Origin of the sequence: Sessilibacter corallicola (assembly GCF_021290925.1) — a bacterium.
GTDB classification, from domain to species: Bacteria; Pseudomonadota; Gammaproteobacteria; order Pseudomonadales; family Cellvibrionaceae; genus Sessilibacter; species Sessilibacter corallicola.
In genome coordinates, this window is sequence record NZ_JAJSLX010000002.1 from 406,050 (window position 1) to 426,045 (window position 19,996).

General features: G+C 45.6%; 14 protein-coding genes. 7 read left to right on the forward strand and 7 right to left on the reverse strand.

Features of this window, described 5'->3' with window-relative positions:
• The first annotated feature begins 42 nt into the window (after positions 1 to 42).
• The 4 genes from LU361_RS09075 (at position 43) to LU361_RS09090 (ending at position 6,456) form a co-directional block, all read left to right on the forward strand.
• A complete protein-coding gene (locus LU361_RS09075; RefSeq protein ID WP_233088532.1) occupies positions 43 to 2,232 on the forward strand; it encodes a malate synthase G in 2,190 nt (729 codons plus the stop codon).
• A gap of 47 nt (positions 2,233 to 2,279) precedes the next feature.
• On the forward strand, positions 2,280 to 3,875 hold the full coding sequence (locus tag LU361_RS09080) for an isocitrate lyase (RefSeq protein ID WP_233088533.1): 1,596 nt from the start codon (positions 2,280 to 2,282) through the stop codon (positions 3,873 to 3,875).
• A 371-nt stretch (positions 3,876 to 4,246) separates the two neighbouring features.
• Positions 4,247 to 5,560 carry an OprD family outer membrane porin gene (locus LU361_RS09085; RefSeq protein WP_233089518.1) on the forward strand — a complete coding sequence of 438 codons (1,314 nt, stop codon included), beginning with the start codon at positions 4,247 to 4,249 and terminating at the stop codon, positions 5,558 to 5,560.
• Between the two features lie 218 nt (positions 5,561 to 5,778).
• Complete coding sequence (locus LU361_RS09090) at positions 5,779 to 6,456, forward strand: hypothetical protein (protein ID WP_233088534.1); 678 nt, start codon at positions 5,779 to 5,781, stop codon at positions 6,454 to 6,456.
• A gap of 70 nt (positions 6,457 to 6,526) precedes the next feature.
• Here the strand turns inward: LU361_RS09090 and LU361_RS09095 are convergent, their stop codons facing one another.
• From LU361_RS09095 to LU361_RS09120, 6 genes are read right to left on the reverse strand one after another with little or no spacing between them, the layout of a single operon-like run.
• The gene (locus LU361_RS09095; RefSeq protein ID WP_350338011.1) at positions 6,527 to 7,723 is read right to left on the reverse strand and encodes a DUF3570 domain-containing protein; all 1,197 of its coding nucleotides are present in this window, start codon (positions 7,721 to 7,723) and stop codon (positions 6,527 to 6,529) included.
• On the reverse strand, positions 7,710 to 7,934 hold the full coding sequence (locus LU361_RS09100) for a DUF4266 domain-containing protein (RefSeq protein ID WP_233088535.1): 225 nt from the start codon (positions 7,932 to 7,934) through the stop codon (positions 7,710 to 7,712). The genes LU361_RS09095 and LU361_RS09100 overlap by 14 nt, the downstream gene beginning before the upstream one ends.
• Positions 7,931 to 8,434 (reverse strand): TlpA family protein disulfide reductase, encoded by a 504-nt coding sequence (locus LU361_RS09105; RefSeq protein ID WP_233088536.1) that lies wholly within the window; start codon positions 8,432 to 8,434, stop codon positions 7,931 to 7,933. The genes LU361_RS09100 and LU361_RS09105 overlap by 4 nt, the downstream gene beginning before the upstream one ends.
• 56 nt (positions 8,435 to 8,490) lie before the next feature.
• A complete protein-coding gene (locus LU361_RS09110; protein WP_233088537.1) occupies positions 8,491 to 9,156 on the reverse strand; it encodes an outer membrane beta-barrel domain-containing protein in 666 nt (221 codons plus the stop codon).
• Positions 9,126 to 9,986: an SH3 domain-containing protein gene (locus tag LU361_RS09115; RefSeq protein ID WP_233088538.1), complete on the reverse strand. Its 861-nt coding sequence runs from the start codon at positions 9,984 to 9,986 to the stop codon at positions 9,126 to 9,128. Before LU361_RS09115 ends, LU361_RS09110 begins: the two co-directional genes overlap by 31 nt.
• 29 nt (positions 9,987 to 10,015) lie before the next feature.
• Positions 10,016 to 12,706, reverse strand: coding sequence for a hypothetical protein (locus tag LU361_RS09120; RefSeq protein ID WP_233088539.1), 2,691 nt, complete (start codon positions 12,704 to 12,706; stop codon positions 10,016 to 10,018).
• A gap of 752 nt (positions 12,707 to 13,458) precedes the next feature.
• Here LU361_RS09120 and LU361_RS09125 point away from each other — a divergent pair.
• From LU361_RS09125 to LU361_RS09135, 3 genes are all read left to right on the forward strand, one after another.
• Positions 13,459 to 14,679: a hypothetical protein gene (locus LU361_RS09125; RefSeq protein ID WP_434064663.1), complete on the forward strand. Its 1,221-nt coding sequence runs from the start codon at positions 13,459 to 13,461 to the stop codon at positions 14,677 to 14,679.
• Between the two features lie 11 nt (positions 14,680 to 14,690).
• Entirely contained in the window at positions 14,691 to 17,123 is a 2,433-nt protein-coding gene (locus LU361_RS09130; RefSeq protein ID WP_233088541.1) for a LamG domain-containing protein, read from the forward strand.
• Between the two features lie 138 nt (positions 17,124 to 17,261).
• Positions 17,262 to 18,863 (forward strand): general secretion pathway protein GspF, encoded by a 1,602-nt coding sequence (locus LU361_RS09135; RefSeq protein WP_233088542.1) that lies wholly within the window; start codon positions 17,262 to 17,264, stop codon positions 18,861 to 18,863.
• A gap of 57 nt (positions 18,864 to 18,920) precedes the next feature.
• Here the strand turns inward: LU361_RS09135 and LU361_RS09140 are convergent, their stop codons facing one another.
• Positions 18,921 to 19,994 carry a polysaccharide deacetylase family protein gene (locus tag LU361_RS09140; RefSeq protein WP_233088543.1) on the reverse strand — a complete coding sequence of 358 codons (1,074 nt, stop codon included), beginning with the start codon at positions 19,992 to 19,994 and terminating at the stop codon, positions 18,921 to 18,923.
• Between the last annotated feature and the right edge of the window lie 2 nt (positions 19,995 to 19,996).

Here is a 19,996-nt window from a genome sequence, read left to right on the forward strand (position 1 = left end):
TGTTTCAGCAACTAACCAAAAAAAAGAGAAGGAAACACTCTCATGAACCAGTCCATTCAGCCACCGAGACAAGCTACAGAACTCGACATGTCCCGGATCAACCAGGATTTGTATGCGTTCATCCAATCAGAAGTGTTGCCGCTCACCGATGTCAAATCTGAAGAATTCTGGGCGGGTTTCCAACAGCTTATCGAAGACTTGGCACCGGTCAATAAACAATTGCTGGCTGCCCGTGATGAAATGCAAGCGAAGATTGATCAATGGCATTCAGAGCGTCAAGAAGGCTTCGAACAAGCCGAATATCAAGAATTCCTAAAAAGCATTGGCTACCTTTTACCCGAAGGTGACGATTTCGAAATTGAAACCGCCAATGTCGACGAAGAAATAGCAACCTTAGCAGGCCCTCAACTTGTGGTTCCTGTTAAGAACGCGCGTTTTGCACTTAACGCAGCAAACGCTCGCTGGGGCAGCTTATACGATGCCCTTTACGGTTCTGACATCTTTCCAAAAGAAGGTGAATTAGCGCCGACTAAAGAATACAACCACGCACGCGGTGCAGCGGTTATCGGTTACGCACAAGAATTTTTAGATAAGAGCTTCCCATTAGCAAAAGGCTCGCACAAAGACGTATTGCAGTACTCCGTTTTCTCAAGCCACTTATTGGCTTACTTCGAAGGCGGCGTGACTTCTGGTCTTGAGTACCCAAAACAATTCGTAGCTTACGACGGTGATCCTAACCATCCTGAGTCTATTGTTTTGAAAAATAACGGTTTACACGTTGATTTGGAATTGCTTCGCAACGACCAAAAAGACAGTAACCACGATTCAATCATCAGCGACATTTTAGTTGAGTCAGCGCTTAGCACCATTATGGATTGCGAAGACTCCGTTGCCGCGGTTGATCCAGAAGACAAGATCGAAGTTTACAAAAACTGGTTAGGTCTTAATAAAGGGGACTTGGAAGAGTCTTTCGACAAAGGCGGAAAAACGATGGTTCGTCGCCTTGCCGAAGACCGTCATTTCCTAACGCCATTAGGTAAAGACTACAACCTACACGGTCGTTCATTGATGTTGGTTCGAAACGTTGGTCACTTGATGACAACGTCGTTGATGACCACTGCCGCTGGCGAAGAAGCTCCGGAAGGTATCGTTGATGGCGTTGTTACTTCTTTAATTGCCATGATCGATTTGAATGGCAAAGGCAAATTCAAAAACAGCCGCACCGGTAGCATTTACATCGTTAAGCCAAAAATGCACGGCCCAGAAGAAGTGAAATTCACGTGTGAACTTTTCACTCGCGTTGAGCAATTGCTTGGCCTTGAAAAGAACACCTTAAAAGTAGGCATCATGGATGAGGAGCGCCGTACCACGGTTAACCTTAAAGAATGTATACGCGAAGCAAAAGAGCGTGTGTTCTTCATTAATACCGGTTTCTTAGATCGTACCGGCGATGAAATTCACACCAGCATGTTAGCCGGTGCATTTATTCCTAAAGGCCAAATCAAGTCGCAACCTTGGATTGGCGCTTACGAAAATTGGAACGTAGACATCGGCCTAGAGTGTGGCTTCACCGGTAAAGCACAAATCGGTAAAGGCATGTGGGCAATGCCAGACGAAATGGCAGCGATGATGGAACAAAAAGTTGGTCATCCAAAATCCGGCGCTAACACTGCTTGGGTGCCATCGCCAACTGCTGCAACGTTACACGCAATGCACTACCACCAAGTAGATGTATTTGCGACGCAAGAAGAATTAAAAGGCCGTGGCCGTGCTTCGTTAACCGATATTTTAACGATTCCACTGTTGCCACACGGTATGCAACCAACGGCAAAAATTATTAACGCCGAATTGGAAAACAACGCACAAGGCATCTTGGGATACGTTGTTCGTTGGATTGACCAAGGTGTTGGTTGTTCGAAAGTACCTGACATCAATGGCGTTGGCTTAATGGAAGACCGTGCAACTTTACGAATTTCCAGCCAGCACATTGCAAACTGGTTAAAACATGAAATCTGCACACAAGAGCAAGTACGTGAAGTAATGAAGCGTATGGCCGAAGTTGTAGATTCACAAAACGCAGGCGACCCAAGTTACACCAATATGGCGCCAAACTTTGAGCAAAGTGTTGCTTACCAAGCCGCTGAAGCTCTGGTATTCGAAGGCACCACCCAGCCAAACGGATACACAGAACCTCTATTACATGCCTTCCGCCAGAAAGCGAAAGCACAGTAATTGATATCAACGCTTGATTTAAAAAGTATTACCACGAGGAGATAGAAATGAGCAGTTATTCAGATAAAATCCAATCAGCAGCGGGCGTTATTGATAAAAACGGTAATGCATGGCGTGAAATCAACGCTGAGTACGCGGTGCGCATGGATCTACAAAACCGTTTTAAAACCGGTTTGGACATTGCTCGATACACTGCCAAAATCATGCGTGAAGACATGGCGGCTTACGACCAGTCTCCAGCTAACTACACTCAATCTTTGGGTTGCTGGCACGGTTTTATCGGTCAACAAAAATTGATCGCAATTAAAAAGCATTTTGGTCAAACCAAAAGCCGTTACTTGTACCTTTCTGGTTGGATGGTTGCGGCACTTCGTTCTGACTTTGGTCCATTACCAGACCAATCTATGCACGAGAAAACGTCTGTAGCTAGCTTGATCGAAGAGCTATACACTTTCTTGAAGCAAGCAGATGCGCGTGAACTTCGTCATATCTTCAAAGAAATTGACGACGCTCGTGAAGCGGGTGACAAAGCAGCAGAAGAAGCAGCAATTGCTAAAGTTGATAACTTCCAAACTCACGTTGTACCTATTATTGCGGACATCGATGCAGGTTTTGGTAACGAAGAAGCAACTTACCTTTTAGCGAAGAAAATGATCGAAGCGGGTGCTTGCTGTATCCAAATCGAAAACCAAGTATCTGACGAGAAACAATGTGGTCACCAAGACGGTAAAGTAACTGTTCCACACTCTGACTTCTTGGCAAAAATCAACGCCGTTCGTTACGCGTTCATGGAGCTAGGTGTTGAAGACGGTGTTATCGTTGCACGTACTGACTCTCTAGGTGCTGGCTTGACCAAGCAAATCGCGGTTACTAACGAACCAGGCGACCTTGGCGACAAGTACAACGCATTCTTAGACGGTGATTACATCGAAAGTGCTGACGACATTGATAACGGTGACGTTGTTGTTAAGGCAAACGGCAAGTTGCTTAAGCCTAAGCGTTTGGCTTCTGGTTTGTTCCAGTTCAAACAAGGCTCTGGTATCGACCGTGTTGTTCTTGACTGTATTACTTCTTTGCAAAATGGTGCGGATCTTCTTTGGATCGAAACTGAAAAACCACACGTTGGCCAAATTGCAGAAATGGTTAACCGTATTCGTGAAGTTGTGCCAGATGCGAAGCTTGTTTACAACAACTCGCCTTCATTCAACTGGACTCTAAACTTCCGTCAGCAAGTATTTGATGCTTGGACTGAAGAAGGCAAAGACGTTTCTGCATACGATCGTGGCAACTTGATGTCTGTTGATTACGACGAGACTGACCTTGCGAAAGAAGCTGATTCGAAGATTCAATCTTTCCAAGCGGACGCTGCTCGTGAAGCGGGTATCTTCCACCACTTGATCACATTGCCGACTTACCACACTGCTGCATTGTCTACTGACAATCTTGCAAAAGGTTACTTCGGTGATGAAGGTATGTTGGCTTACGTTGCTGGCGTACAGCGTAAAGAAATCCGTGAAGGATTGTACTGTGTTAAACACCAAGACATGGCTGGATCTAACATTGGTGATGACCACAAAGAATACTTCTCTGGTGACGCTGCACTGAAAGCAAGTGGTAAAGACAACACCATGAACCAGTTCTAATTGACGCTTTGTCAATTTAAACCGAGCGCTTCAAGCCCGCATTTATGCGGGCTTTTTTTGTTTGAATTTAAATAACGTTAAAAATACATCTTACATTTTTGTACAGCCTTTCTCGCCTTGATTTGCTCCTACAGTTAAACCCATCTATTTAGATATCTTGTCTCCCTATCTTGAAAATGCAGTTCTTAAAATCCACGTTGTTATTTGAACCTTTTATTAAAGTGGTTTTTAAACTGGGTTGTTTCGGACAATAATCTCGGTGAAAATTTTTTAATGGATTTTATGGAATATTAGATTGCCAGGAGTCTTTGCGTGTCTTACGGAAAAGTAATTGTTGACGGGTTGGTAAGAATTGTGGAGGAAACTTTGTGATGTTTACGTTAACCCAAAAAATGACTATGGGTGTTGGTGTATTGTCGTTAGTTGCATCGTCAATGGTGCAGGCAGATGCGATAAACAATAAACATAATTTTGAATTTAAAACGCGCTTTATTCATTTTGATCGCGAATTTGATAACAGTGCTCAGAATCGGGATCAATCGGCAATTGGTTATATTCTAAATTACCAAAGTCCGCAGTTTAGTCACCTCGTTGGTGTTAATTTATCCGGTTATTATTTGGCTGAATTGGATCACAGTGGCAGTAACAACGAAGATATATTAACGAGAGAGTCCGATGGTGATCTTTCGGGATTCAGTCAAATTGGCGAAGCCTATATTAATGTTACGCCATTGAAGAATTTATCGATAAAAGTCGGTAGACAACAACACCATTCATTATTATTTATTAGTAATGGCAGTCGAGCTGTACCGAACACCTATCGTGGAATTAATATTAATTACCAAGCAACAAATCATCTACAGTTTTATGGTGCTGTGTACGATGAATTTTCCCGGCGTGCCCGAGGTACCTTCGAAGAGTTTTCAACAGATCAATCCGAAGAAGGATCTATTGATTATGTGAGTGTGTTGGGACTTAAATACGCAACAAACCAATTGTCGGTGGAGCTTGAAAATTTCACGGCTGATGAATACCTCACTAAATTTGGATTGCGTGCTTCTTATTTAATTCCGTTTGAGCATTCAAAGTTAAAAATTATTGGTGGCATTTTTACTTCCGCCGACGATGGTGATTTATTTGTTACCGGCGCAGAAAATGGTGATCTTGACGACGAGGACGCAATTGGCAGCGTTGTCGGAGAAACTTCCAGCAGTAACGATGGCCTTGGTGGCTTTGTCGATTTCGTATGGTCGAAAGGCCCAAGTGAATGGTCTTTAGCGTACACAAAAATTGAAGAAATATGGTTGGAAGATAATTTTGCCGGTTATCACGGCCCCAATCCATTTCCTACCGATGCCCGTGTTGGTCCTGATTTAACAAATTCTGGAGAAAATGTTGTTCGGCTAAAATATAAATACGATTGGCACAATACAATTCCAGGACTAACCACAACATTCTCTGCGGCTTACGGTTGGGATGCGGAAAATTCTGAAGATTCATCGTTAGGACAAGCCGATGAAAATTGGAATGAAATAGAAGTACGTTACAAAGTTCCTCAGATAAAAAACCTTCAAGTACGTGGAATTTGGCACCAATATACCTCAGACGAATTTGGCCAAGTTGATGGCGTAAAACCAGATCAAGAAGATTTTCGTTTGTACGTTGATTATACCTATCGGTTTTAATTAATTTTATAGGTATTAACTGGCTATGCTTTTAGTGAGTTTGTGGGCAGTTAATATTTCTCTGGAATAGAGTGCTTTAGAAGAACTTTTCTCTAGCTAAAAGTCTTTTGAATGGCTGGCTAATTTTATTGGCTAAGATTATTATGAATTATCATTCTTGTGACTGTTAGGATGTATGTTGTGCACAATATCTTGGTTTAATTTTAACGAGAGTTTATATGTATCGGTACTTTAAGTTATCTATTGTCGGTTGTTTATTTGTTGTAACTGGCTGTGCGACTTTAGAACAAAAACGCCAGGCAATTGAAGCTAGTTTGGATGAGTCGGAAAGAGCGTATTTAGTAGGAAAATATTCGACGCAATGTAAAGGTAATTCTAACAAAACGAAGTGCGCTCAGCACTTTAATTCTATTTCGGTTTCTTTTAAGAGTACTGATAACGATAGAATTTGGGATAGGTTAGCTTCTACTCAAGGTGGTTTTTCTGGCAATTCTGTCTATGACGAAGTAAAGCCTGAGTTGGATGAAAAAAGCATTTATTTTTGCCGAATTCTTCCAGAAGGTGAATACAAATTTTATACGACTAGCTATTGGAATTATGCTGGTGGCGGTAGCGGTTATTCTTTGAGGAAAGAAGATTACTTTACTGTTCCTTTTTCTTTAAAAGCAGAAAAGATTACAACTGTTGACCATATAAAATTAACTACCAGACAGGGGAAAAACTTGATTGGTTTAGCGCTTACGCTTCCGGGGCAATTGGAATTAAAGCCACTTAGCAAAGAAGAGTTAAGTTTGGCTATTAAAAAATGTCCAGTTGAGGCGCATGATAAACCGATTGTGCAATCTGGGTTATCAGAAAAAGAGTACTCCTCTCCATTTGTTCGAAGTGTTAATTAAGAACGGGGATTAGCTTCGGGAGTAGAGTTTTATACGCCTTACTTTTTAGATAAAGGCAAGGCGTATTTGATCAATACCAAAAAGAAATGTACAACCGAATAACATCGGCTTCAAAACTGAATAGCGGTTCTTCGCCAATATTAAATTCGCCGTTTTGGTTGGCGGTAATATCTCGGAAGTTGTCGTAATCAAATTCAATGCGATCGTATTGCAAATTGATGGTGGTTTTATCAAACCCGGATAACCATTTTGCTTTGACTTCGTAAGTTGCGCCAAAACCAACTTGGGTGCTGGTAAAGGTGCTGAGTTCTTTGTCTCTGGCGAAGAAGTTGGTTGCTCCGTCAAACGGAAGTAGATCAAAGTAGAAATCGGCTTGGGTTTGGTCGTTGGTTCGCAACCGTAATTCCAGCGTTAACCCTTCAACGCTTTTAACGGGGTGAACGTATCGAACTTCGTAGTTTTCTGCCTCAATTCCCCAACTGTCTGAGTAGGTGCGGTAATCTGCACGAACCGATGCGCGATACGGTAAATAGTACAAGCCTTTGATGGAAAACGCATCGCTGTTACGAGTGCTTGGATAAAGCTCGCTTCGCGTTGACGCTGCATTTTCGCCGGTTAAAAATCGTACTTGACGGTAAGGGTTATTTAGAAAGCCTTCGTCGATTACGGATTCTGCATTGAGGCTAACGATCAAATTTTTGGTTAGAATTTGTGTTAAGCCAGCTCGGAAACGGCGTGAATCAGAGAATTCTTCGAAGTTTGGATCATCTGATCGGCCGACGGTATTTTCACCGTAGCTGATTCCTAGCGACAATGTGGATAAGTCGCCAAAAAAATCTTGAGTAATACCAAGGCTGTAGCTTTCGGCGTCGAAATCATTTTCAGAGCTGTTGGTGTAGCTGAAACTCATGACCGATTTATCGTACAAATAATCTGCACCAAAGCTGAATTCTTCCCGCTCTTCGACGTAAGCACTTCCGAATGACATTACATCAATAGACGCACCGGTTACTTCATCGACGTAGTAGTTGCCGTACACAGAAACGGTTTCTGCGATGTTTTTACGCACCAAAATTGATGGGCCATCAATCTTTACGCCATCGCCATCGTAGGAATGGTAAAGAATATCGATACGGTCATCGGGTAGTACCGCAGCGTTCGCTAGTAAGGACGATACCGAAAGTATCAGCGTTGCGGTGATCGAGAAGCAGGTATTGAGTACAGCAGATTTTTTCATGAGTAATTTAAAACGATTAGTTACAACCACAGCCACCACCGGAGCCGCCTTCAGCACCACGCGCCGCTTCACGAGCGTCGTAGACGTGGTTGATGTAGGCTGCGGAAACCGGGTCGCGCTCAAAGCTCATAATGGGGTCGGCAAGATTTTGTCGCTCATAGGGTTTTACCCAAGGCTTTACGGCACACCCCATAAGCATCAACAAACACCACAAAAGAGCGAGTTGAATCAGACGGTTCATTCGCGGATAAGCTCCTTCACTTGCGCGCGGTAGTCATCTTCGTAGCCTGGCTTGTAGCCGCGGTGCAGAAAACGCATGTTGCCGTTACGGTCAACTAAAACGCTGGTTGGCATGGCGTCAACATCAAACAATTGGCTGACTGAGCTTTCGGAATCGTACAAAACGGGGAAAGAAACCGGGATTTTTTTCAACAGGGCATCGGCTTCAGACTGTTCTTCATCGATGCTGATACCCACGACTTTAAAGCCTGCATCGGCGTAACGAGCGTGAAGCTTATCGAGTAGTGGCATTTCTTGACGGCACGGACCACACCACGATGCCCAAAAGTTGATGAAAATTACTTCACCGCGATGTTCGGACAGGCGGAAGTTACTGCCGTCTTTTGATTTTAAGGTGAAGTCAGGTGCTTTTAGATCAAGCTCAACAGCGGCGTGTGCGCTGGCAATCATCAATCCGAAAACGATGGCAGCAGCCTGAGTTAATAATCTCTTTGGAGTCATGTCCTTATCCTCGTATTAGTCATTCAAGTTCTAACAAAGTGACTATAGGACAACATTTAAAAATAAATGTTAAATCCTAAATTGGCTTCTAGGTTGTTTGTGGTCACAGTTTCTCCAAAAAGATCGTGCTCAAACACGTGATCCCTGAAGTCTAGGCGTATGCTTAACCAATCTGTTGGAAAAATATTAATTCCTGCGCCAAAGTTGTAAGTGAATTGCTCTTCGTCAGCGAATTCTGTCGTTCCGATACCGGCAATAATATAGAAGTTGGTATTCAGGGCGATTTTTGATCCAAGGAAGACTTCACCTGGAAGAAAATTATAGCCAACCGACAAATTGTAGTAGGTAACGTCGCGTTGATCGTCACTTAATAATTGGATGTCACCACTCAAACGTTCGAAGCTGGTTTCTCCCAACGTGGTTTCAGCAAAAGAAGTTTCGAGGAAAATATCTTCACTGACGTGGTAGGCCAACCGAATACCGACTACGTCATTACTGCCGAAATCTTCGATGTTGATAATGCCGGCGTAGATTCCAATTTCGAAATCTTCGGTGTCGAGATCGCTTTCTTTAATTTCGCGACGTTCGAGATCCGGAGTAATAATATCTTCGAGTACGTCTTGATCTTGAGCGAATGCCGTGGTGCTAAACGCTGTACTAGCAACGAGGCTCAAGCCCAGAAAGGCGCGGCCTAGAAAAATGCAGTTATGCCGAGTCGCCATTCATCAATCTCCTCATTCTCGTTGCGATCCGTAATTAGTTTATTGTTGTTGTATTGAAATCGTGCGACAAAGCGTCGACCTACGTAACCGTAGAATCCAATACCTGATTGTAAAACGTCGTTGGTGCGATCTTCTGTACTTACCAGTGTTGTGTCTGGACTGATATCAATGGTGCCAGTACCTAAAGTTACAAATGGGGTGATGCGCCAATCGGGAAAGGGCGTCAGTACGATGTTCGCGGTAAACATTTGGCTGTCCGAGAAATCACCGACAATTTGAGTGGCGTGAGCTTCAACGGAAATATTTTTGGTCCACCGCCAGCCTACGTAGGCGTCAATGGAGTCGGAGCCTTCGAAGGTTCCTGCGGAAAAACCTAACTCGAAACGACGATTTTTAAACTGCTCAAACCCAGGCGTTGAAAAGGTAACTTGTTCGCCATTTGCGCCGATGGTTTTGTTGATGTCGCGAACGTGAACCCAACCTTTTTTACCGCGTTTGGTTTTTACCTTGACCCAATCGGTTCTCTGTTTGAGAAGCTCGATGGTTTCGCCTTTTTCTAAAGCGTGGAACACGGGATAGCCGCGCCCAGGACCTGTGTGGACGTCAATGTAACCGGTATCTACGACCACCAAGGTTGGGTCTTTGGCGACAGCTGCGTTGGTAAATAATATAAGTGCGAATGCCAACAGTGCCGATAAAACCGGTGAATGTTTTAGCGTGCGACTGTTTGCAGTTCGAGTTTCTGTTCGAGCGTTCCCTTGCACGCAAAGCCAAGAATTTTGTTCATGATTTTGGGCGTGTCGAGATAATACTAATTGAATCAAGTACACAAATTGGGTTCCGTGGTTTGGCTTAAGCGTCAATCTTCTGGGGCATCAAATGGGTCATTGTAGTACTGTCCGCCAAGGTCTAGCCACTCACCAATTAACTTTAGTTCTGCCTGACTTAAGAAGCCTTCATGGCTTTGGCCGGCTTCAAACAGGTCAAAGAAGCGGCTCCCTTGAGCATTGTTGGGGGCTAGGCTTCTTGCAACAGGGAATGTGATTAAGATGGTTTCCGGAATTGGATTGCCGTCGTCATCGAGAATTAAATTGCCATCGTCATCCATTTGAAAAACAACGTTGCCGTTGCCGTCGGTGACGATTTGCTCTTCCGTTCTTTCTACTAAGGCGCCGTCAACAATTGCGTCTTCGTTGTCATTAGCGCCGAGTTCTCGGAATGAGCGGAACTGTTGATTACCATCCAAGGGCATTTGGGTGAGTTCAAGCTGTCCCGCTGGTACCTGTAGCTCGCCCATTGCATCGCGGGTATTGTGACACACCGTACAGGTGTTATCACTGATAACATTTCCCATATCATCAGAAACGGTTCTGTCTAAATCCCACAGTACTTGAATATGGTCTGGGTAGTGAATTTCCACTCGACAACTGCCGTCCCAATCCAGTTGGCAGCCTTCGGTGGCTGGAGCTTCTGTGGATAAGTCGGCGTACCGATATTCGAAGCTATCGAATTTCGGACGAATTGCGGGGTTGGTCCAATCGTCGTTAAAAACTAGATCAACACTGGGTTCACGGGTGCCATTAATTCGGGCAAAGGTTTCTGCCATGGTTTCGCCTAAAAAGGCGATCAGTAACGGCTCAGTATTGGGAAAGTTAAAGCCGTTAGCCGGGGCGCCGGGGTTACTCGATGGCTGAGTAGCGTCTAGTCTTCGCAATGAAACGCTTAAATCGGCGGATTCAATTTCTTCACCTGCACGCGCAGTAAACCAGTTTGGACTGGTGCGGCTAACTCGTTGGCCGAGCGCATTGGTAATAGAAACTGTGAGTGCTACGTCGGTCGGAATGACTGTTTTTACTGAGCCGTCGGGTTCGACGGGCACGTAACCGATGATTTCACGCATGACATTGGTGAAGCCAAACGCAGAGCGTTCGAAATCAAACACGTCGTCATCAGGAATACTCACGGCTTTTTCGATTTTTAAGAAGCGAGCAGGGCGTTCGTCGGCGGTGGTTAACACTGGATCGGCCAAGGTTGCGATGCCGACACTGGCGTCTTCACCGGCAACTTCGTAAACATTGCGAATATGCAGTTCGGCCAGGTTCTCATCGACCAGAGTCTGTTGCAGATCGACACCAGCTTGGCGATCTGCCAAGAATAAATCTTCTGCGCGGGCGCCGAAGGAAACAATATCGGTGTACATTTCTCCGGGGGTTGCCGGGAACAACGGTTGGAGGGTTAGCTCGTCCAAGTTGTAAATCCAAAGCCCGTATAGAGGAATCGCTTCCTGAATACCTTCAATGGCGAGGTTGTCTTCCAAGCACGGAATAATTGCACCGTCATCAGGATCTTCCAGGCGACAGTCGGTCCAGCTGACTAGGAGTCTTGGTGTTTGATCGAATAGATCCGCCGCTGCCGCAAAATAGCCGTTGAGAGAAATTGTGTTGGGGTCGTCGTCGACGGGGATTTCACCAAATGCTAAAGATACTTGCCCACCCATCATAACTTCGCCACCGGGATCATCGACGTTAATTGGTAGAGCGATGTCTTGATTGCGATCGCTGAAATTTTCAGCGTCAATGGCGATCAGATCGCCTCCCCAATTTTCGGCTTCACGAGGGCGGTGTAGGCTGAGTATGCGACCGTCAGCCATGGCTTGTGGGGCAAAAAAGATAGCGTCAGCACCGTCGGTACCGGTGTTTTGGCTTTCGTACCCGTAAAGTTCTTGATTGTCTTGGCCGTCGGGGCGAATGCTAAAGAGCGAAAAAATGTTCGCGCGATCTTTGTTATTCCAGCGATTAAAAACAATTTGCCCGTCTGGCATAACCACGGGTTGTAGATCGTGGCTTTGGTTGTAGGTTAATTGTTCGATGTTTAAACCGAACTCATCCATAACATGCAAAACGAAACCGTCTTCTTGGTTGGCTTCGGTTTGAGCGGCGTATTGGGGTTTGCCATCATCGAGCAAGACGGCGCGGCTGCGCACCTGGCGAGTGGTTGAGAAGACAATTCTGCCATCCGGTAAATAATGTGGATTAACGTCTTGTCCGGCTTCGGCGGTAATATCATCGGGAATGATTCGACGTAACATACCGTCTACTCGACTGTATTCCCAAATATTCCAAGTGGGTTGTTCGTCGTCATCGGCGTCTTCAATTTCTGGGGCGCGCATGGCAAACACCATGCGTTCGCCGTCGTTGGAAACACTTAAGTCTTTAACATCGTAGAGTTCGCCTTCGGGGAAAACACCTTCCGTTAAATTGGTTTCGTTAGCGTCGGCGTCGGCGCGTTCACGTAAAAATAGGGCTGCACCTGGAACAAACTGGCTGGGATCGAGGACATCGTTGGCGATCATGTCGCCACCATCATCTAGAGGTATTGATCTTCTGACGTAGGCAATAGGGATGTCCTGGACAACGGCATCGGGCTCATCACCTGAACTGACACCGCCGCCGTTACCATCATTATTGCCGCCACCGGCACCACCACAACCATATAACGCGACACTGGCTAAAGCGGGTAATATCCAACGTTGGTGTCGATTGAAGATCATTACAGTCTCATCTCTTGTTTAACTTCATTACTGCTATTGCACATAACTTCTAATCGGAAGGCTAACTGATGAAAAACACAGTTTGGCTTCTGGTTTATTAATAAAAATTTCTTCTTACTAAATAAGTGCGGCGCTTTTATAAAGTTTTTGCTTTCAGGCTTAATTAAAGTGGTTGGATTGTCAGTAAATATTGATTTTACGTCCGTGCCGAATGTCACAGCTTTTCAAGGTGTATCCTAGTTTAGATGCTGATCGTTTGTTCTAAATATTTATTAAAAAAATTAACTATTTCAAAGAGATGAAAGATTTGTTGCCGATTAATAGAACAATTTCTTTATTCTTTTTCATTAATTATCAGCAAAGGTAATTATATTTTTAAGGAATTAAAACGAATTCTGTAGAAATGGATAAAATTGCGACTGACTTATCATAATGATGGGCTACCAAGTCCTGCGAACGAAAGTGATCACTAGCATAATAGTGTCACCGTGAAATGATTTTTTTGGTCGTTGCATTGATGCAGTTCGAAAATAATAGAAAGCTTCTATGATTTTACACATGGACGTTTTCGCCGCTAACTCCTCAGATGTTCGGTTTTATCTTTCGTTACTTGCTCAGTGGAAGTCGAGTTTTATAGTGGTTGTTGCATCTTATAAAAGTTACAACCGATAAAAGATTGATGACCGACCAAAAGCCAAATAACTAAGGACGCCATGATTAGTCACGCTCATACGCAACGAAAGGTTCGTTGCTTGTCATTTGCCACTAAAACTCGAGGAGCGTTAGTGGGCGCGTTGATCTCTGCTGCATCACTGGGTTTCTCCAATGCACATGCTGGCGAGTTCGAACAAGCAAAGAGAATGCATGATCGGTTGGTAGGTGCCCCTGCCACTGAGTCGGTCTTGGAACAGATGGCAACACTGATTGCCTCCGGTAACGGTGTGCAGGCAGCTCGCGTCGCGATGGACGACGAGCGCTTCTACAGTGTTACCGTAAAAAACTGGGTTACGCCCTGGACCAATCGCGATGAAGACGTATTCCGACCACTAAACGATTACACCGCAACGGTTATCGGGGTGACTCGTGATGAGTTGGATTTTCGTCGCATCCTCTACGATAACATTTTGTACGTTGGCAGCTCTGCCTCTGGCGTGACAGCCTATTCCAACAGCAACAATAATCACTACGAGCAACTCGAATCTCGCGGCATTAACTTGCGCGACAATCTTGAGTTGCGCAGTCAGTCTGAGGTCACCGGGCTTCCCGCTGATGCAACCTCCGGAGTGATTACCAGCCGAGCTGGCGCGCGCGCCTTCTTTTTCGCGGGAACGAATCGAGCGATGTTTCGATTCACACTCTTAAATCATCTGTGTAATGACCTTGAGCAGATGCAAGATCCTGCCCGTTCTCCTGACCGAATCCGTCAAGATGTGTCTCGCAGTCCAGGTGGCGACAGCCGTGTTTTCCTTAACAACTGCGTTAGCTGTCACAGCGGAATGGACCCACTTGCACAGGCTTACGCCTATTATTCTTGGGATTTTGACATTGCCGCAGATCCCACTGGCGAAGATGGCCAAATTGATTATCACGGCCCGGGCGAAGTTGATCCGGTGACCGGCACTCGTGTGCAAGAAAAGTATTTGATTAATGGCAACACGTTCCCGTTTGGTTTTGTAACGCCAAACGACGACTGGGATAACTATTGGCGTGAAGGTGTTAACCAAGTGATTGGTTGGGACGAATCCCTTCCTGGTACAGGTTCTGGTGCTAAAAGCATGAATATGGAGCTGGCTCACAGCGATGCGTTTGCAAGTTGCCAGGTTACCAAAGTGTTTAACACCGTCTGCCTGCGTCCGCCGGTTGATTCAGCTGATCGTAACCAGGTGAGTTCGATGGTGACCAGTTTCCGCAATACCAATTACAACATTAAGCAAGTGTTCGCAGAAACTGCGGATTACTGTAAAGGCGAATAGGGAGAGTGACGATGAAAAAACTATTCGCAAAATTGTTTTTAACAGCCTCTGCGCTTGCTCTTGTCGCCTGTGGCGGCGGTGGCGGCAGCGGTGCGCCAACGGAATTTAATCAGGATACCAGCAATGATGAACCGATCATTGTGGTTTATAACGGCCCAGATCCGATTAACGATGACGTTCAGAATTTCCGCTTGAATGTCTGGGATAATTTGGCGCGTACTGATCGCTGTGCTGCGTGTCATGGCACGGGTGAAATCTCACCCACGTTTGTTCGAAGCGACGATATCAACTTGGCGTTTGCTGAGGTGAATCCTTTTGTTGATCTAGAAAATCCATCCGCTTCGCGCCTCGCTACTTTTGTGGGTGAAGGTCATAACTGTTGGTTGGCAGTAACTTCTGTGTGTGTGAGCTTAATTGAAGGTTTTATTGAGGCTTGGGCTCAGGCATCGGGTACGGTATCTAATACTGTTGCCTTGACTGCTCCGGCATTGCGTGATGTCGGCGGTTCCCAGGTTTTCCCACCGGATCCTACCGCGTTTGAAAACACTGTGTATCCGTTGTTGGATAATTTCTGCTCTCAATGTCACGCCGAAGATGCGCCGACGCAACAGCAGCCGTTTATTGCCAGTAGCGATGTGCTTGTCGCTTACAACGCTTCTCAGTCACGTCTGGATTTGGCGACGCCTTCTAACTCTCGTTTCGTGTTGCGATTAAACGAATCTCACAACTGTTGGAGTGACTGTCCTTCCAACGCGGCGACTATGACTCAAGCGATTGCTGACCTTTCGGCGATGATTCCTGAGGTAGAAATTGACCCTGCACTGGTGATTAGCCGTGCGGTGAATTTGACTGACGACGGTATCGTTGCCAGCAGTGGCGGGCGAGTTGAAACCAATTTGATTGCGCTGTGGGAATTTGCCGAAGGTGAAGGACGAACGGCGTTTGATACCAGTGGTGTTGAACCTTCCATTAACCTAAATCTTACTGGTGATGTAGAGTGGGTCGGTGGTTTTGGTATTGATATCGGTGAAGGTGGTCGTGCCCAGGGTTTAACTTCACAAAGCGTTAAACTTTACGATTCAATTACGGCGACTGGTGAATACACCATCGAAGCTTGGGTAGTTCCGGCGAATGTAACTCAAGACGGCCCGGCTCGCATTGTGAGTTATTCTGGTTCGGCCGATACGCGCAACTTTACCTTGGGACAAACCGAATTTGCCTACGACTTCTTAGCTCGAAGCAGTACCTCTGATGGCAATGGTGAACCCGCGCTGAGCACGAATAACGCCGATGAAATTTTGCAGGCTACTTTGCAGCATGTAGTCGCGACCTTTGACCCGATCGATGGCCGTCGTCTCTACGTAAACGGTGAGTTGGTTGCGGATGAAGCAGCGCCTGGCGGTAATCTCAATGCATGGAATAGCAGCTTTGCTCTGGTTCTGGGTGCAGAGGTGGATGGTAACGATCCTTGGGAAGGTACCATCCGATTGCTAGCGATACACAACCGATCCATGTCTGAAGAAGATATTGTTAATAACTTCGAAGTTGGTGTCGGTGAGCGTTTCTTCCTTTTATTTAACGTGGAAGAGCATGTTAGCGTTCCTGAAGCCTATATTGCTTTCGAGGTTTCTCAGTTTGACAGCTTCGCCTATTTATTCTCCGAGCCTTTCTTTATTACTTTAGATCCAAATGCGTCCATCGGTGATATTCACATTGAAGGCATGTACCTTGGAGTTAATGGTCAGGAAGCCACGGTTGGTCAGGCATTCTCAAACCTAAGTGTTGATGTAACCGATGCTACTTATGATCGTGTCAGCGGTCAGCGGTTGTCGCCACTTGGCACTGTAATCCCGCTGCAATTTGGCCCAGACAGTGACTTGTTCTTCTTGAACTTTGACGAAATTGGCAACAGCAGTTTCGACCGCCCTGTACCTGTGCCGCCGTCTCCCGCTGTGCCTCAAGACTTGGAACCTGTGTCTGATATCGGCGTAAAAACATTCGCTGAAATCAATGCCACTTTATCTCAAGTCACGGGTGTTCCAATCACTCAACCGGATGTTGCTGCGTCCTTTAACGTACTGCAACAACAGCTACCTACTGTTGAGAACATCTCTGGTTTCTTGACCTCACATCAAACCGGTATCACTCAGTTGGCGGTGGAATACTGCAACGTGATGGTCAGTGGTTTAGCGGTAGTGCCTGGTCGAGATGCGCTGATTAATCAGATGCTCGATGGCTTGTTGGCGAATCAGTTGACGGTAACGGGCGGTGTGGCGTTGTTAACACAACCTGACCCAGACCTTGCGACCCCAGGTGCACTGCGATCTGTACGTGAAGAGTTGGAAGTTCTCTATGACAGAATTTCTGCGAGTTCAGGCAGTGACGCTGCGGCAATTGCCACCTGTGCTGCGGCCGCTGGTAGTGCCTTGATGTTGGTGCAGTAAAAACAGTCTGTGCGAGTTTTGAAAATGTCTTCGGACTCGCACAGAAACGTTTAGATTCTGCATTTTAAAAAAGAAAGAGTTTTCATTTGGGTCTGTACCCAGAAATAAAATGAAGCAAAACAATCCCGGATTGGTTTTATGAGCACACGTAAAAAATTCCACAAACCCGACGAGCCGTTACTGTTTGATGATCACAAACCTATGACTCGACGATCGTTTATTGCCCAGGGGCTAGCGACCGGTGTATCGAGCTACGTTGGCGGCAGTGTGCTGGGTTTATTTGCGAATCCGCAAAAAGCACACGCAACATTGTCTGATGATGTGTTGCAAGTTCTCAATAATGCTTGCGGTGGTATCAGTACCTCTGATCGCATTCCATTTATCTGTTTTGACTTGGCCGGTGGCGCCAATGTAGCAGGTTCTAACGTGCTGGTTGGTCAGCGCGGCGGACAATTAGATTTCTTATCGACAGCGGGTTACGTTAAACAGGGTTTACCTGGTGACATGGTGCCGCAAGCGGCGAATGTTCAGGCAGGCACGTCTGACTTTGTCAATACGGATCTCGGTTTAGCATTCCACTCTGACAGTGGTTTTTTACGAGGTATTTTAGAAAAGGTTAGTGCCGATACGGCGACGCGTATCAACGGCGCGGTGATCGCTGCACGCTCTGAAAACGATACTAGCAACAATCCTCACAATCCGATGTACGGCATTAATATGGCCGGTGGCGAGGGCGAATTGGTGACCTTGATTGGTTCTCGATCCAGTATTTCTGGCGGTAATTCAGAAGCGCCATTGAGCATGATTAATCCTGAAGTTCGACCAACGAAGGTTGATCGTGTCAGTGATGTCACCGGGTTAGTTGATACCGGCGACTTGGTGGGTTTATTAAGTCAGCAAGATACCGTTGCCGTGATGGAGTCGATTTATCGTATCAGTGATCAAAAGCTGAATTCTGTGGATACTCGCATCACAGCAGATGACGTTGTTAAAGATCTTGTACGTTGCGGATACATTGGTGCTGCCGATCTTGCTGATCGCTTTGGCAACCCGAACGATTTGAACCCCTTAGCAGATCCTGATTTAGTGGGGCCAAATGGGGTATTTACCTTGGCAGAATTCGAGGGCGATCGCGAGTTTGAGAAAACCGCATCTATCGCTAAATTGGTCGTTAATGGATTCTCTGCCGCTGGCACCGTGACGATGGGTGGCTACGATTATCACACTGGCGACCGCGCTACCGGTGAATTGCGAGATATTCGCGCAGGCCGTGCTATGGGGGCGTGCTTGGAGTATGCCGCTAAGTTGGGACGGCCGTTGATGATGTATGTGTTCAGTGATGGCTCGGTATTCAGTAACGGTAATACCGATGAGTCTGAGGAAGGCCGTGGTAAAGGCGTTTGGACTGGTGATAACCAACAGACGGCTTCTTCATTCTTCCTAGTCTATAACCCAGGTATGAGAGCCGTGCTGATGGGTGGTTCTCCTGATCAGCAAGCCGTTCATCAGCAGCTTGGTTTTATGCGTGCCAGTGGTGACGTTGAAACCGCTTCAAGCCCTGCGGCTAATAATGTCAACTTACTTGTTGAAACGGTTATTTTAAATTACCTAGCACTTCATAATTTGCAGGGTAATTTCGAGACGCTCTTCCCTAATCATGGTTTGGGTAATGTTGCCAGTCGCGATGCGCTTACCGCATTTGAGCCTATCTTTAACGGAAGCTTATCTACACCTATTTAATTGTGTGATTGCCCAAGTTATTGGTATCGCAAAAAGAGGCTCTTTTGAGCCTCTTTTTTAGTATTCGGGATACCAGCTACCGTCCTCATTCTTTTTATAAAACGGCAGTGATAACCAATAAAAACGCCCCGCCAGTTTTGATGTTGCCGTGCAGTTGTAACGACTTCTGCCCACCGGCAATGGTTTGGGGGATTGTGTTTCAAAGGTTGTAGAATCTATTTTCTTTACTGCTATTGAGCCTATACCACTGGCAAAACAGGAGAGTTGTAGGTTTTTAGGGTGACTGCCGTTATTTTGTATCTGAATCGTAACTTTCGGCGTTGAAGATCCTTCGGTTAAGAGCGGTTCATAGAGTAAATTTCCGCTTTTGTCTCGAATATCTACACGGGCAACCGATAAGGGCAGGCTGTTCACTTTTATTCTGAAATCACTCATCACCCCATAATTCCCTCCGAAAGCAAATCTTGGTAGGGCTTGTCTGTTGTCGAAATGACCTATCGCTCCAGAATGCTGAGAAAACCCGATGAATCCGAGTTGTTCTAGCAATTGTGCTAATGCTTGATTAAATTCGCCGTAGGGGTAGGCAAACAGTTTAATTTTCGAGTCAAAATTGGCCTCGATAAACTGTTGGGTTTTAGTAATTTCTTCGGTAACTCGCAGTCGCCAATCGGCTTTAGTTTCTGAGGGTTTTTCTCGGATAAGGTGAGGATGACTCCAAGTATGGTTAGCGATTGTGGCTCCGTCGCCTTCCAACTGCTGTAGCTCTTTTAGTGAAAGGTAGCCTTTCGACCCCACTTTACTGGGGTTAATGAACACAACGTATGGAAAATTGTATTTTTTTAAGACTTCGTGCGCTTCAGTTAATACCGAGTCATAACCGTCGTCGAAAGTAATTAATACGGATTTGTCGTCCGTTAAAGATTTTTCAAATGTAAGTGAATCTGCAAACTCATCGGCGGTTAACACGTTAAAATTATTTTCCGCTAAATAGCGGATGTGCTGTTCGAACAAGTCAGGAGATACGCTGGTTGAGCTGGGGGTTTTATCACTGACATGATGGTATTGAAGTACCACCAAGCCAAAACAAACCGGTGATACCATTAATAGAAAAGCAATAGAAAGAAACTTCATAG